At 55.4% G+C, this 15,271-nt stretch carries 4 protein-coding genes; all 4 read right to left on the bottom strand.

The genetic code is table 11. The annotated features are described in order from the left end of the window. Positions 1-13: 13 nt before the first annotated feature. The 4 genes from B9T62_RS12945 to B9T62_RS12930 all read right to left on the bottom strand — a co-directional run bounded on the left by B9T62_RS12945 (position 14) and on the right by B9T62_RS12930 (position 15,260). Entirely contained in the window at positions 14-865 is an 852-nt protein-coding gene (locus tag B9T62_RS12945; RefSeq protein ID WP_087915626.1) for a 3-hydroxyacyl-CoA dehydrogenase family protein, read from the bottom strand. Positions 866-950: 85 nt separating this feature from the next. Then, positions 951-5,330 carry a type I polyketide synthase gene (locus B9T62_RS12940; RefSeq protein WP_087915625.1) on the bottom strand — a complete coding sequence of 1,460 codons (4,380 nt, stop codon included), beginning with the start codon at positions 5,328-5,330 and terminating at the stop codon, positions 951-953. A gap of 4 nt (positions 5,331-5,334) precedes the next feature. Further along, positions 5,335-7,278, bottom strand: coding sequence for a zinc-binding dehydrogenase (locus tag B9T62_RS41475; protein ID WP_157685590.1), 1,944 nt, complete (start codon positions 7,276-7,278; stop codon positions 5,335-5,337). Next, complete coding sequence (locus B9T62_RS12930) at positions 7,167-15,260, bottom strand: hybrid non-ribosomal peptide synthetase/type I polyketide synthase (RefSeq protein ID WP_087915623.1); 8,094 nt, start codon at positions 15,258-15,260, stop codon at positions 7,167-7,169. The genes B9T62_RS41475 and B9T62_RS12930 overlap by 112 nt, the downstream gene beginning before the upstream one ends. Positions 15,261-15,271: the final 11 nt, after the last annotated feature.

The following is a 15,271-nucleotide window of genomic DNA, read 5'->3' as shown; positions in this document are numbered from 1 at the left end:
CAGCCTCCTGTTATCAATTGTAAGAATAAAAACCCTCACCGGATTTCATACCGTGCAGCCCGGCATCGACCATTTTTTTGAGCAAAGGACATGGACGGTATTTGCTGTCGTTGAACCCTTCATACAGCACATCAAGTGACTTAAGGATGGTGTCAAGCCCAATCAGATCAGCCGTTTGCAAGGGGCCCATCTTGTGCCCGAAACACTGCTTGAACAGAATATCTATGTCCTCGGACGAAGCAACCTGCTCCTGCCGCATGAAGATGGCTTCATTGACAAAAATCATCATCGCCCGGTTGGTCACAAACCCCACGGAGTCTTCAACAACCACACTTTGTTTGCCCAGGCTGCCCAGAAGCTCCTGTGTCACGTGCAGTGTCTCTTGAGCGGTATGATAACCTTTGATGACTTCAACCATCGGTTTGAGCGGCACCGGATTCATAAAGTGAATGCCAACCACCCGCTCGGGACGTTCCACCAGTGCAGCCACGCGCGTGATCGAAATTGCCGAGGTGTTGACCCCCAGTATGCAATCCTTCGTACAGACCTTGTTAAGCTTGTCGTATACCGTCTGCTTGATATCCCAGTTCTCGGTCACATTCTCCACCACGAACGAACAGGCGGAGAGAGCTTCGATCTCTTGGGTGAATCGGATACGGTCCAGCACTGCCTCAGCAGGTTCGCGCGGCGCTACACCGGTCATCATCTTTTGAAAACGAAGACTCTCCCGAATCTTCTCCCGGGTCCGGTGCATCTGCGCTTCAGATATATCGACAACCACTGTATCGTAACCGCCTTGGGCGAAGACCTGGGCCACGCCGCTTCCCATCACTCCAGAGCCTACAACGCCAATCTTCTGGTTCATCGTTTAACCTCCGTCCCTTATTCTGCTCATTATACGTTTTCATAGGTCAGCTTCTGGTATTCCCGGTAAGCATCGGCAATGTCCGCTACGGTTTCGGCATCCCCCACTCGCTCACCAGGCTGTCAATCATTCCGGTCACTGTCGGCTTCTCCAACACTTTTCGAAGCGGCAATTCGGCGCGGAACACATCTTTGATCCGTGACAAGAGTCGTGTCAGCAACAGGGAATGCCCACCCAAATCGTAAAAATGGTCCTCTACACCCACCGGATGCACGCCGAGCAGCTCCGCGATAATTTCACAGATAATGGACTCCGGCTCCGTCACCGGAGGTGTGTATACCCCCAGATAGGCCGGGCGTTCACGAAGGCCAGCATCGTAAGTGCGGTCGGAAGGAACAGGTTGCACCGGGAGTGGCTGTTCCTTCCGAGCCAGCGAGAGCTGAACCGCCGGGGGCTGTGCTGAAATGATGGCCCGGCTAATCCGGCTGCGGATCGGCCACAGCCGTCCATATAAGGCATATTCCTGATCCCGGGTAATGCCTGGACCCGTGTCATCTGTGCTGCGGATGAAATCCCGGCTCAGCGATAACCAGGGGATTGTCCCGCTGGATGCATCTTCCGCAGCCGCATCCATCACACCCGCCGCAGCCGCCAGTTCAGTTAGGCCCAAGCCGCCCACTACAGAAGACAAGGAGGATAGAATCCAGCCGAATTCGATTTCAGCACCACAGTCCAGCAGCAGCGCGTTCAATTCCTGGAAGGTCTGGGACTGTGGAATCTGCAGGTCTGCTGCTGCGGACAACACAGCCAGTGTCCGCCATTCCAATGCTTGCAGCTCTGGTTCGAATACCACTCCGTCAATCCGACCGCTGATTCCAGCCGCCGCAGTAACGGCCTGGCGAAGCTGTGCAGAGCCGAGGCCTTCGGAGGCTATGACCTCTGCTCCAGGCCGTTCAGCCAAGAAGCTGCGGATTAATTCCGCGCCACCGGCGGGGGAGACGACTAAGTAGACTTGTTGGGATGTTGTTTCTGCTGCTGCATAATTAGAAGGCTCGCTCAAAGGAGCTGGAATCGGATCGAAAGCTTGTACCAACCGCGTTCCGCCCCGGTAAGCGGCCACCATCGCTGTGCCGGTTGCCGAGATAAGCTCCTGCCATAGCTTATCCGCCAGGCGTTTCTCAGGCTCTGGCTGGAAGTCAACCAGGATGCCTTGCCAGCCGGGCTGCTCCTGACCCAAGGTAAGGAGCGGTCCAAGGATAGCGCGCCGTTCGGGCGTCCCTCCTCCTGTCCCCAAGATATTAATGATACGGCTGGCAGCTACGATCAACCGAATATGCGCTCCGCAGAGCTCTTGGTCCAAGGCAGAAGCTAAATGAATCAACGACAAGTATCCACGCTCCGCAGCGTCTGCTTCGCTGATCCCTGCAAGTGCAGGGCCTCCGGGAAGGGGCTGCTCCTCCAGCATCCAGGCATGAAGGATACGGTCGATGCGGATACCGTCCCGCCGCAGGTCATCGGCGAGCTGCAGGTAATCCCCGGCAGCGACCGGGTTCAACTCCACCAGATCCGGTGATAGCCGCCGGTACTGCGCGGCAGGTTGCACCTCGATGCAGTGGTCTCCCCTTGTAATAAGCTGATCCCTGCATCGTCCAGCTGCCTGGGATTCTTCGCACAGAATGAGCCAGGTTAAGGGCTGTAAGTCTGCCACACTTGGTGTATCCGTCAGCGGTTCTTGCTTCCACGCGGGCAGATAGAGGAGCGGAAGGTCCGGCTCTATGGGTGCCGCCCGCAGGGGTCCAGGAAGCGATGGTCCCGGCAGATAGGTCTGCCGGTCGAAGCTGTACATCGGCAGGGGCAGCCGCTGGCGGGACTGCGGCGGATAGAGTGCCTCCCATTGAACGGGAACCCCTGCGAGCCAGAGCTGTGACAAGGTCTCCAGGAACACGTGCGGTTCATTTGCTGTGCCCGCAGCCCCCAGGCTGGACAGCACCAGCCGGTCCACCCCGGCCTGGGCCTTGGCTAGCCGGCATAAGGTCTGGCCCGGGCCAATCTCTAAGAAGACATGCTCCTCATTGGCCAGACAGCCGCTGATCATCGCCGAGAAATTCACCGTCCCGCGCAGCTGCGCGGCCCAATATTCGGGGTTTACTGCCATCTCGCCCGTGATTGGTTCCCCTGTCAGACAGGAATAGAAAGGCAGCTCAGGTGCGTTCAGGTTCTTGCTGCGCAGCACTTCACGGAACGGCTCCAGAATGGCATCCATCTGTGCGGAGTGGAACGCATGGGAGGTGTTCAGCCTTGCGGTGAAGATCCCCGCTTGGCTCCACTCTTCCTGCCGTTGCCGCAGCTCTTCTTCGTCGCCTGAGAATACACATAATTCCGGCTGGTTAATGGCGGCCAGCGTTACGCCGGCACTGACATACCTGCTTGCTTCCGATGCAGGAATAGCTGCGGCCAGCATCATTCCCCCTGAAGGAGCTGCCTGCATCAGCCGCCCGCGGGCCACCACAATATCGAGAGCATCCTCTAGAGTGAAAACACCGGCCAGTGCCGCCGCAACGTATTCTCCGATGCTATGTCCCACCATGTTCGAGGGGTGAATACCAAGCTTCATCCAGGCCTTAGCCAGCGCATATTCCATAACGAACAAAGCGGGTTGCGCGAGCCAGGTCTGATGCAGCTCGGCTTGACCGTCCATCCCCTCGGGAGCCGAATTGCCCCCTTCCCAGGCGCCAATGTAATGGCGGATATCCAGGCCAAGCTTGGGCATCAGCAGCTCCGACAGCCGGTCCACCTCCTGCCGATAGACCAGATGATGCTTATACAGCTCCGCGCCCATCCCGATGGATTGTGACCCTTGGCCCGTGAACATGAACACGACCGGGCGGTTGATACGCTCTTGAGCAGAACGGATAACCCCTGTTTCGCCAGTTCCGCTTAGAAGGCGGACCGCCTCGTCTGTCCCCGCTGCTACACAAGCCAGGCGGTATTTGAATTGCCCCCGTCCCATTTGCAGCGTGAAGGCCACATCGGCCAGCGGAGCGCCGGCTGGCATGTTCTTTAAATGATCAGCAAGTTCCTGCTGCATCCGTTCCAGGGCGGCGGGACTTTTGGCTGAGAGCAGCAGTGCGGCAGGAAGCCCGGACGGCTCAGTGGCTGCGCGGATTGGCGGCTCCTCCAGAATCAGATGGACATTGGTTCCGCCAACGCCAAACGAACTGATTCCTGCCCGGCGGGGAAGCTTCCCGCGAGGCCAAGCCAACGGCTCCCGGCTAAGGTAGAAGGCTGACTTCTCCATCTCCAGCAGCGGATTGGGCTCAGAATAATTAGCTGTAGGAGGAATCATCTCCCGTTCCAGAGACAATGCGGTCTTTATCAAGCCCGCAATCCCAGCGGCGGCATGGAGATGTCCGATGTTACCTTTGACCGAGCCAATCGGCCGATGCTTGCTGTCCTGTCCGAATACTTGCTGCAAGGCAGTGAATTCAATCGGGTCCCCAACTTTGGTGCCGGTGCCGTGGGTTTCGATGTATCCGATGGTTTCCGGGTCAATATCTGCCAGACTCCAGGCTGAGCGGATAACCTCTTTTTGGCCCTCCAGGCTGGGGGCAGCAAAGCCAACCTTTCGACGCCCATCATTATTACTAGACGAGCCTTTAATCACGGCGTAGATGTGATCGCCGTCATCTATTGCTTCCGGGAGGCGCTTGAGCACCACAGCTCCTGCGCCTTCTCCGAAGATCGTTCCGTCGGCCCGGCAGTCGAACGGGCGGCAGACCCCGCTTTTGGAATAAATCGTACCCTCCTGGTAGAGATAACCGGACTTGCCCGGCTGCTCCAGCGTAACGCCTCCGGCAACAGCCAGGTTGCAATCTCCAAGCAGCAGACCCTGACAAGCCAGATGGACTGCCGCCAATGAAGTTGAACAGGCCGTGTACAGGGTGTAGCTGGGTCCCGTCAGATTCAGCTTGTAGGAGATCAGCTGGCTCAGGAAATCCTTGCTGGACACGATGCCTGATTCCAGCACATCCTCTCCCTCTCCATGACGGGACAGATGGTCGCTCGTCCACTTCAGGTCAAGCGGGGCACCGGCGTACATGCCGATTTGGCCGTCATAGCGGTCAGGGTGATAGCCCGAATTCTCTAAAGCATGATAGACAATTTCGTGGAACAGCCGGATCTGGGGGTCCATGTTCTCGGCTTCCCAGGGAGCATATCCGAACAATGAGGCATCAAAATCATACACGTTGCCCAGGTAAGGCTTCGCTTTGACGTAATCGGGATGGTTCAGACGTTCGAGAGCAATTCCTTCGCTGCGCAACTCTTCAAAGCTGAATTGGGATACCGCGGATTTGCTCTGCATCAGCAGTTCCCAGTACTGCTCTATATTCTCAGCGCCCGGAAATCTGCCGCTTATGCCAATCACGGCAATCTCAAGCCCGGTTAGTGCGGTCTCTTCACTCATGACTTCACCTTCTTCCCTTGATGGACTCCAATGTTTTCAGGCGGCTTGCTTTTCTTTTGCGGTCTTCAGTATCTTTGAGCACGACGCTGTTGTCTGTTTGATCAACCGGGTCCGCAAACAAATAGGCATCCAGCAGATTAATCGTCGGGTAGGAGTACATTTTGACAATCGACGTGTCTTTGGCGGACAGAGCATTGACTTTGGCATTGATCTGAATCAGGTCAAGAGAGCTTGCTCCCGCTTCAAAAAAGTTGTCATGCAGCCCGATGGCTGTAAGCTCCAGATAGTCCATGAACAGTTCGGCCAGCTGTTTCTGCGTCTCTGTAAGCGGCGGCGCATATTCGGTGCTTCCGGCCATCCGCTTCCGCCTGCGTCCGGCATGCACCGCTGTATCCGCAGGGACAATCCCCTGTGGCGCATTAGCCTCAAGCAACGCTTGCCGGGTGTCCAAATCGGTCGTGGACAACAGCCACTGGGCCGGGTATAACTCTGTGCGCATCACTTTCGATAAAATATGCTCCAGCATTTCCATTCCTTCGGCATTGGTCATCCCTTCCCGGAGGCGTACGCTTTGCTTTTGCTGTGCTGATGCGTGTTCCTGGGTGATGACGATTTTGCCGATATGTTTAGCCGATGCCATATACCGGAAAGCCTCTTTCGTGTCGGAGAGCCGGTACGGGATTATAGGCAGAGGTGTAAAGGTGCCTTCTTCCACATGCCGGGCAATCTCACGGAACAGGTTCGTATAGCCCGGAAGGCCACTGTCGATGCTGATGGCCGACAAAGAAATGCCGTTGCCGAACATCCGCATACTTAAATTGCTGTTCTCCATAATGTCCTTGATGCCCATCTCCAGAAATCTGCCGTGCGGGGCCAATATAGATAGCCCTTTCTCTACGGCCTCTCCGGTCAGGGAATTCAGCACTACGTCCACCGTTCCCGCATACTTGCGGATTTGGTCAGCAAAATCAAGATCCCGGGAAGAGTACACATGGGAGATTCCCAGTGAACGCAGGTAGTCCCGCTTCTCTTCGGTGCCGGCCGTAGCATAAATCTCTGCTCCGATCCATTGGGCGATTTGCACCGCTGCCAAGCCCACGCCGCCCGTAGCTGTATGAATCAGCACTTTGTCACCCAAGGAGAGCTGTCCACGGACAATCAGCGCGTAGTAAGCCGTCATAAAGGCAATCGGAATGGTTGCTGCTTCGGCAAAAGAGATCCGGGATGGCTTGCGGACTACTGAGCTTACCGGCACTCTCGCGTATTTGCCCAAGCTTGCTCCGGCTATTGCCATCACTTCGTCTCCGGTCTGCCAATCGGTTACCTCTGATCCTACCCGGGTCACCGTTCCGGCGCATTCCAGGCCGAAACTGAATCCGTAGGAATCCGGCAGCTGGAGAACACCAAGTGCATACAGCACTTCCTTAAAGTTCAGACCGCTGGCCGCCACTTTAATCTCTACCTCGTCAGGTGCCGGGGGCAACCGGTATTCATGCTGGAGGTGCAGGCTGTTGAGCTCACCCGGAACAGCTATTCCCACCCGGTAATTGCCGACCTCAGGCCACTTCTCTTCATCTTCCAGCGGCAACGTGTCTGCGAGCGACGGGTCAGGGACCTTTCTCATGACATACTCTCCGATATCCATGAGTACACAACCTTCTGGATCGGTAATGCGGCAGACATACGTCCGAGCTTCCTCCCTATGTTCTCCTTCTTGCAGGATGGTGTGAATTATAGGCGGAAACGGCCGGTATATCCGGATATGCTTATACGCAAACGGCAAGTAAGCAGCACTGTCTTCCGCTTGTCCGTTCAACAGACTTGTGGCCTGGTCCATCAGCGCAGGATGGACTCCATACTCAGCCGAGTCCTGCGCCTGCTCGTCTGGGAGGGATAATTCGGCGACGGCCTCACTCTCCCCCGAAAGACCCGGCGCACATTGCTCCAATGAGGGCCGTATTGCAGGCGTACCTTCTGGCCTTCCCGGAACTGTTCGGACATGGCCGGAACCGTTGCTGCTTGCAGGCGCTGCTGAAGTTCCTCCAGCTCCGCCTCGCTGAGCATCCGGCTTGCCTGCCCTTCCATACGCTCCGCGTGTCCTGTGGCATGTTGTATCCATTCGCCCCCTGCTCCCAAGGACAACATGGAGAATTCCCAGCCGCCGTCACTAGGGGACCACACGGTTCTTAGCTCACAAGTCTCATCAACCACAAGCGGCTTCACAAAAAATAACTCTGCGATGTTCAGCCCCGGTTCTCCGGTCAAATCTTCAAATGATGCTCTGAGTATCTCCACATATCCCGTACCGGGAAAAATAGAAGTGCCCAGCATCCGGTGCTCGTCCAGCACCCAATGATGCTCTGCCGACAATCTCGAAACATAGACAGTTTGCCTGTTCCCGGCCGCCATGCTTCTGGAGGTCAGCAGCGGGTGGGCGGTGCTCAGCGGAAGGTCTGCAGGCACCTCTTTGAAGGCATCTGTATCATGTTTGGCTTCGGAACCGTTATAACGGTTCACAGCTTCAACAGCCATCCCGGTCTCGCTCCAAGCATCCCAATCCATACTGACTACCCGCATCGGGGACGAGTTCCCGGCATGCGCGCGGGCGAAGCTGTCCAGGAAGGCATTCGCCGCAGCATATCCGCTCTGGCCGAAGGCGCCGAACGAGCCGCTGATCGATGAGAACAGCAGTAGGAATGCAGGCGGCTGCTTCATTGCTGACAGTACCTCGTATAACGCCAGGGTACCTGCGATTTTGGGCCGCAGCACCGCTGAGATTTGTTCTCTAGTCGCAATATGGATCATGTTACCATCTGCCACGCCTGCGGCATGAAAGACACCGTCCAGCTGGCCAAATCGATCCATTAGTGCGAGCATGACTCGTTCCATAGATGCCTGGTCGGCGACATCGGCATATTCCACATGCACCTGCGCGCCGGCATCACGCAGCTGCTCCAGCCGATGCTGAATGGGACGCGGGTTGCGTCCCACAAGTACAAGCTTGGCCTGGTATTGAATTGCCAGATAGGTGGCGAGGGCCAGGCCAATTCCACTGAGTCCGCCGGTGATGAGGTATGCCCCACCCTTGTGCAAGGCGCGGGACGGAAGACTTCTCTTGGGCAGAGGCAACCGCTTGAAGCCGTGTTCATAGCGGCGGGAGCCCCGCAGTGCTTGCCGGATGGGAAGCAGAGAGAACTTCCGGTTCTCCCCTTCGTAAGAGGGTGCCAGCAGCAGTCCGGGACACACATCCGTGGACTCTGGATCGAGATCCAGTGTATGCACCCGGATATGCGGATACTCCAGTGGGATGACACTGGCTATTCCCAGCAGGGTAGCTTTTAGCGGGTCCACCTTGTCACCCGGCCGAACCCGTTCCATTTGGTTGGTGACCAGCGTTAGATCCAGCGGACTCCCTTGCGCGGCTATGCCTGCCGCGCGGACCAGTTCCAGCACACTGCACAGGCAGCGGTTCAGCACCTGCAGACCGCCAAGATCCTCTCCGTTCCGGCAGGCGGCAACTTGAGTCTGGGCCAGGGATACAGCTTGGTGATCCCCCAGACTCCACAGATGAATCATCCGTTCGGGCTGCTGCGTGCCCGCTTCGGCAAGCCTCTCGAACAAATGGGTGTAATGGGCCGGGTTCCCGGGATCAAGGGTGTAAGCGGCGGCAGACTCACACTGGAAGGTTTCTTCCGGATACACCATGATACATTGGTCGCCCTGCTCTTCCAGGCGGTCTGCCAGCTGTCCGGCGAGAGCACTTCGTTCCGAGAACAATAGCACCGTCTGGCCGTTGCGGACAGTACGCTTGTCTAGGCTATTGCTGTCTGCACTGCCTGCTATCTCATTCCAGTCGGGGACATAGGCCCATTCGGAAACCGGACGCTTGCGGTTATGCAGGGCATCCGCGTGGACAATGTCCGCCGCCAGTTGCTGGTATTTCCAGTAATATTGTTTCTCGAACGGATACCCAGGCAGCGATACGCGTCGTCCCTTGCGGTTCTCATATACCTTCTCCCAGTTGATTGCCACTCCGCTCATCCATAGGCCGCCTAAGGCCTGAAGCAGATGAACATCAGCGGATTGCACCTCAGAGGCTCTGGGCATCAGACCAAGAACGGGGCAATTCATTGCGACCTCTGGATGGCGACGGATCAGCTGACCTAGCGTTCGGCCCGGGCCTACTTCCAGAAATACTGGCTCCAGCTGCTTCGCCAACGTTGACACACCTTCCATGAACTTGACGGTCTGCCGGACATGGTTCACATAGTATTCAGGGTCCACCGCTTGTTCCGAAGTGATAAATTCACCCGTAACATTGGAGATATACGGAATTGCTGGAGCCATCAGGTTGATTTCTTGGAATACTGTGCTGTAGGAGCTTAACATTGGCTCCATCATGGCAGAATGAAAGGCATGCGAAACCTGCAGTCGAACAGGCTCATGGCCGGTTCGTTGCAGCTCCGCCGACAGCGTGCGAATGGATGTTGCTGGACCTGAGATCACGGTGAGTTCCGGACTGTTGGTCGCAGCCACAGACAGATCCTGCTGTTCGTTCAGCAGCGGCAACAATGTCTCTTGCCCCAGGGCAACGCTAATCATCTCGCCGCGATCCATCTGCTGCATCAAGGAGGATCGGCGGATAACCAGCCGGATGGCCTCCTCCAGTGTCAACACGCCTGCGATGCAGGCAGCTGTGTATTCACCCAAACTATGTCCGATCATAGCCGCTTGATGAATACCCCAATGTTGCAAGAGCCGAGTAAGAGCATACTCCACCATGAACAGCAGCGGCTGGGCAATTTCGGTCTGATCGATTGCATTCAGCTTAGTTCCCGGCAGTGCGGACTCCCCTGAGTTCAGCCCTTGCCGCGTCAACCAGGTAGAGCGCAGATCGGTCTTCATAAGCGGTGAGGCCAGCTCCAGGCAACGATCCATTTCCTGCCGGAACACCAGCTGCGTGTCGTATAGGTTGCGCGCCATTCCAACATACTGGGTACCTTGGCCCGGAAATGCGAACACTACATGCACAGCATCCTTGATCCGAGCAGTGTTACCTGCTCCATGCTGCCAGTCATGCAGACCGGCAGCTAGCTCGGCAGAGTCTGCGGCAACCACTGCTACCCGGAAGCCTAACTCTTGACGGCCTGTGTTCAGCGTATAGGCGATATCTGCCAGTTGTTGGTCTTGGCCCTCTGCCGATTCGAGATAACCGAGCAAGTCTTCTGTTTTTTGCAGTAAGGCTTCTTCTGTAGCAGCAGATAACAGGAACAATTCCGGTGATCCCTCACTCCGTTTCTGCATGTTCGCAAGATCTGCAGCGGCAGCGATTGGAGCCTGCTCCAGGACGATATGCGCATTGGTTCCACCGATTCCGAAGGAACTTACACCAGCACGGAGCGGATACCCTTCCGGCGGCAGCCATGCCTGTAGCGAAGTGTTGACATACAATGAACTCCTGTCGAAGCTGATTGCAGGATTAGCCTGCTTGTAATGTAAGCTGGGAGGCAGCTGCTTATGATGCAGTGCCAGCACGGTCTTGATGAATCCCGCAATTCCCGCAGCGGCATCGAGATGTCCGATGTTGGTCTTGACCGACCCGATGGCTGTTCTGGTTCCTAGGCTTGCGGGGAACAGCCCGGACAAGGCTTCAATCTCAATGGGATCTCCCAGCGGCGTACCCGTTCCATGTGTTTCAATGTAACTGATAGAATCTGCAGAGACGGACGCGGCTTCCAGTGCAGCTGTCACCACATCTTGTTGTCCATTTACGCTGGGAGCCGTGAAACCAGCCTTGCGCGTTCCGTCGTTGTTAATTGCAGAGCCTTTGATAACAGCGTAGATCTGGTCGCCATCCCGGACAGCCTGATCCAGCCTTTTCAACACAACAAGGCCTGCACCGTCTCCACTGACTGTCCCCTTGGCATCCGCATCGAAAGCCTTGCAGTGCCCATCCGGCGATCTGATCATGCCCTCCTGGTAGGTGTAGCCCGATTTCTTGGGTACTGTAACAGACACCCCGCCTGCCAGGGCCAGATCAGATTCTCCACGCATCAGGGAACTGCAGGCCAGATGTACAGCTACCAGAGACGAAGAACAGGCAGTTTCCACGGTTATGGAAGGTCCTTTCAGGTTCAGCTTATAAGAGATAGGAGTGCTCAAAGAATGTACATTCAGATTAGCCGCCCGCCAGCGTTCCGTATCGTCCTCCAACGAATCGAACAAGCGGTTCACCCAGTTCAAATGCACTGTTGCGCCCACGAACAAACCAATTGCACCTGGATACTTCATCGGGTCGTATGCCGCATCCTCCAGGGATGCCCAAGCAAGCTCGTGCAGGATGCGCAGCTGCGGGTCCATAAGCTCGGCCTCTTGCGGACTGTAATTAAATAACCCCGCATCGAAGTATTCGATGTCCTCAAGCACTCCCTTTGCCTTTACATACCTGGAGTCCCGCAGCAGCGTCTCGGTTACTCCCGCAGCCCGTAATTCTTCATCTGAAAAAAACGAAATACTCTCCTTACCATCCCGCAGATTGTGCCAGTAACTCACAGGATCGGCAGCTCCGGGGAACCTTGAAGCAAGGCCGATGACGGCAATATCACTAGTCGTTGCAGGAGCAGCTTCCTGTGGCTGATGTACGGCTTGGGGCGTGACATCCGCGTGGTCTGTGCCGTTCGGTGCGTCGTCTGCGGTATGCTTCGCAGAAATGTATGCCGCGAGTTCTCTGACTGTTGGATAGCGGAATATATCGGTTACCGACACCTCCTTACCGGTGGAGGCCCGCAGCTTTTCGCTGATCCGGATCGTCAGGAGCGAGTTGCCGCCAATATCAAAAAAGGGGTCATCCAGGCCGATCCGCTCTACCCCGAGCGCTTCCTTCCAGGCTTCAAGCACAGTGATTTCCATGAAAGCCAATGATCGTACAGGTGTACTTCCGATGTCGGAGGAAGGAAACGGCAGGTTCCGCAGTGCCTTTTTGTCAACCTTGCCGTTGATCGTCAGCGGCAGTGCAGACAGCTGCATATACCGTGTAGGAACTGCGTAAGCAGGCAGCCGTTCAAGCAGTGCTTTTCGGACAGAACCCGCTTCTAGATGGTCATTGGCTACAAAATATGCGGCCAGCTCCTTCTCTCGGTCCGATGTCTGAATCACAATAACCGTACAGGCATCAATTCCCGCCATTCGGCTTAGTTCATGTTCAATCTCTTGCAGTTCTATCCGGTATCCGCGTACCTTCACCTGATTGTCGACCCTGCCGAGAAAATCAATCGTTCCATCGGGAAGCCAACGGGCCAAATCCCCCGTTCTGTACATCTTATATTCCGGATAAAGCGGGTCGGGAATAAATTTGGCCTCTGTCAGTTCTGGGTTGTTCAGATAACCCCGAGCGACTCCTTCGAGCCCGACGCATAATTCGCCTATCGCTCCCACAGGCAAAAACTGCTGGTCACGGTCCATGATATACGCACTAGAGCTTGTGACCGGCTTGCCAATGGGGATTCGAGCCTCATAGTCCCGTTCAATCTCAAAAGTGGTTGACAGCACCGAATTCTCGGAAGGACCGTATCCGTTGATGAGTCTCAAGGCAGGGGAGGCTTGTCTAACCTTACTGATCTGCGGCGGGGATAACGTATCTCCACCAACAATCAGACAACGCAGGGACCCGAACAACGAAGCATCCACACTGGCCATTTGATTGAACAGTGCTGTAGTCATCCACATCAGGCTTACTTTTTGCTGGAGCAGCGTTTCTTTTAGCAACCGTGGCATTAGTAGCTTATCCTGGACCATCAGGTACAAAGAGGCTCCATTCAGCAGCGCTCCCCAGATCTCAAAGTTAGAGGCATCGAATTCAAACGGACTGGTTGGCAAAATCACATCCTGGGGCCCGATTTGAACAAACTCTGTATGTTTGACCAGCCGTACGATCCCCCGGTGTTCGATCATTACGCCTTTGGGCTGTCCGGTAGAGCCGGATGTGTAGATAACACAGGCCAGCCGGTGTCCGTCGGCATGCTGAGAATGGATGCTGTCCAGCGTTACCTGGTCTTCATTCGCAAGGATATCCTGGTAGCATAGTGTCTCTACACCCATTGATTTCAGAAAAGAGGTTCTGTTAAGCGTATCAGACAGCATCAGGCGCATTCCTGAATCTTGGATCATGAATCGGATGCGTTCCTCGGGATAATCCGGATGCAATGCGACATAAGCCGCTCCCGATTTCAGAATGGCAAGCAGACCCATTATCGTTTCCGGGCACCGCGGGGACTGGATACCAATGCATTGCTCAGGTCCAGCTCCACGGCGAATCAGTGCGGCTGCCACTCGGTCGGACATCTGATCCAGCTCAGCGTAAGTCCACTGCACTTCCTCATGAGTGATGGCAATCTGCTGTGGATGGCTGCGCGCCATTATACCAAACCACTGAGGAATCGACTGTTCCCGGAACAGCTCTTGTGGTCTGGTTGGAGACAGCAGGCCATTGAGTTTCAAGGCGTCAGGCTCCGCCATCCTGATGTTTGCCAGCTTCGCCTCCGGCTGCGCGGCAAGATTCTGCAGCAGCTGCACAAAGCACTGCGACATTTGATTCACTACAAAATACTCATAGATTTCCTGGTCATAGATGAATTCCAGTTCAAATCCGCCGCTCTCTCGAATAAGCAGAGTAAGCGGATAATGAGTGTGCTCATTCATTTCAAAAGAACTGAACGACAAGGGAGTCTTATCGGGTAATCCGTTCGTCGTCAACTCTGCGGAGGGCCGTTCCAGCAGCACCTTATCCAGCGGATAGTTCTCCATGACTACAAGGGTATCAAACAACTCCTCCGTACCTTGAATCCCTGCGTAGCCCCGGATTTCGGTCAGACCGGCCATTTCATGCGGACGTCTGGCTGCGATTGAAGCTTGGACATTGGCGAAATACTCCTGCACACTCACACTTGTGCCGCTGGAAACGCGGAATGGCACCGTGTTGATCAGCAGTCCGACTAGACTCTCAATGCCGGTAAGATTAACGCCCCTGCCAGATACCGTAGTTCCAAATACAATATCATCGACGTGTTTGAACCGCTGGAGCAATAAACCCCAAGCACCGTTCATCAAGGTGGCTACCGACATGCCACTGTTTTGGCAAAATTGCCGCAGCAGCAACGCTGCGGTCTTCGGTATGTTCAGAGATATCCGCTTGAAGCCCAATCGCCGTGGTTTATAGAAAGGCTGTATGGTTTGCTTAATCTCGTAATCGCGCAGGTAATCAGCCCAATACTCTGCTTCGCGCTCTGGTACGCGAGAGCTTTTGACTGCAGCCAAGTAGACTTTCATTCCCGGCTTGGCTGGATGGGCCGGTGTATGCCCTTCGGCGAGCGCCCGGTAGGCATGTAGCCATTCTTCCAGCATAATTCCCAGACTCCACCCATCCAGCAAAATGTGATGGTATGTCAGGAACAATCTACATTCTCCGTCGAACTTGCATAATACGATTCTAAGAGTCTCCCGAGTGAGGTCGAAACGCATTGCCCGATCCCGTTTACCAATGATCTCCGCAGTTCGCTCCATCAATTCTTCCGCGTTTGCCTTCTGCTGCAGAATCTGTGGATAAGCGCTGGTCATAGCGGATCTTAATTCTTCAGGGATAACTCCGCCTGTGAAATCGTATATTGTCGGCAGCGGTTCACTGTTCCGCAGCACCACTTGTACAGGTGTGCGCAGACCTTCCCATTTGAATACGGACCTTAGAGCGTCATTTGTACGGAAGACAGCCAGCCAGGCTTCATTGAACAGCCGGTTGTCCACCTGCCCTTGCAGGGTAAGGACAAGTTGCTCCAGATATTCACCTTTGTGTTCACCCTGCAAATAATGAAACAGCATCCCTTGCTGTATCGGACGCAGCGGCCAAATATCTTGAACATTGTTTTTCTCAAATTTCATCTCGGGCCTCC

The sequence above is a fragment of the Paenibacillus donghaensis genome, from assembly GCF_002192415.1.
Classification (GTDB): Bacteria; Bacillota; Bacilli; order Paenibacillales; family Paenibacillaceae; genus Paenibacillus_AQ; species Paenibacillus_AQ donghaensis.
Note: the sequence above shows the minus strand (reverse complement) of the source record. Positions and strands in the feature narration are given on the sequence as shown.

Bases quoted from the DNA above. Each gene is read 5' to 3' on its own strand.
- B9T62_RS12945 (WP_087915626.1), bottom strand. From the start codon at position 865: ATGAACCAGAAGATTGGCGTTGTAGGCTCTGGAGTGATGGGAAGCGGC.
- B9T62_RS12940 (WP_087915625.1), bottom strand. From the start codon at position 5,330: ATGAGTGAAGAGACCGCACTAACCGGGCTTGAGATTGCCGTGATTGGC.
- B9T62_RS12930 (WP_087915623.1), bottom strand. From the start codon at position 15,260: ATGAAATTTGAGAAAAACAATGTTCAAGATATTTGGCCGCTGCGTCCG.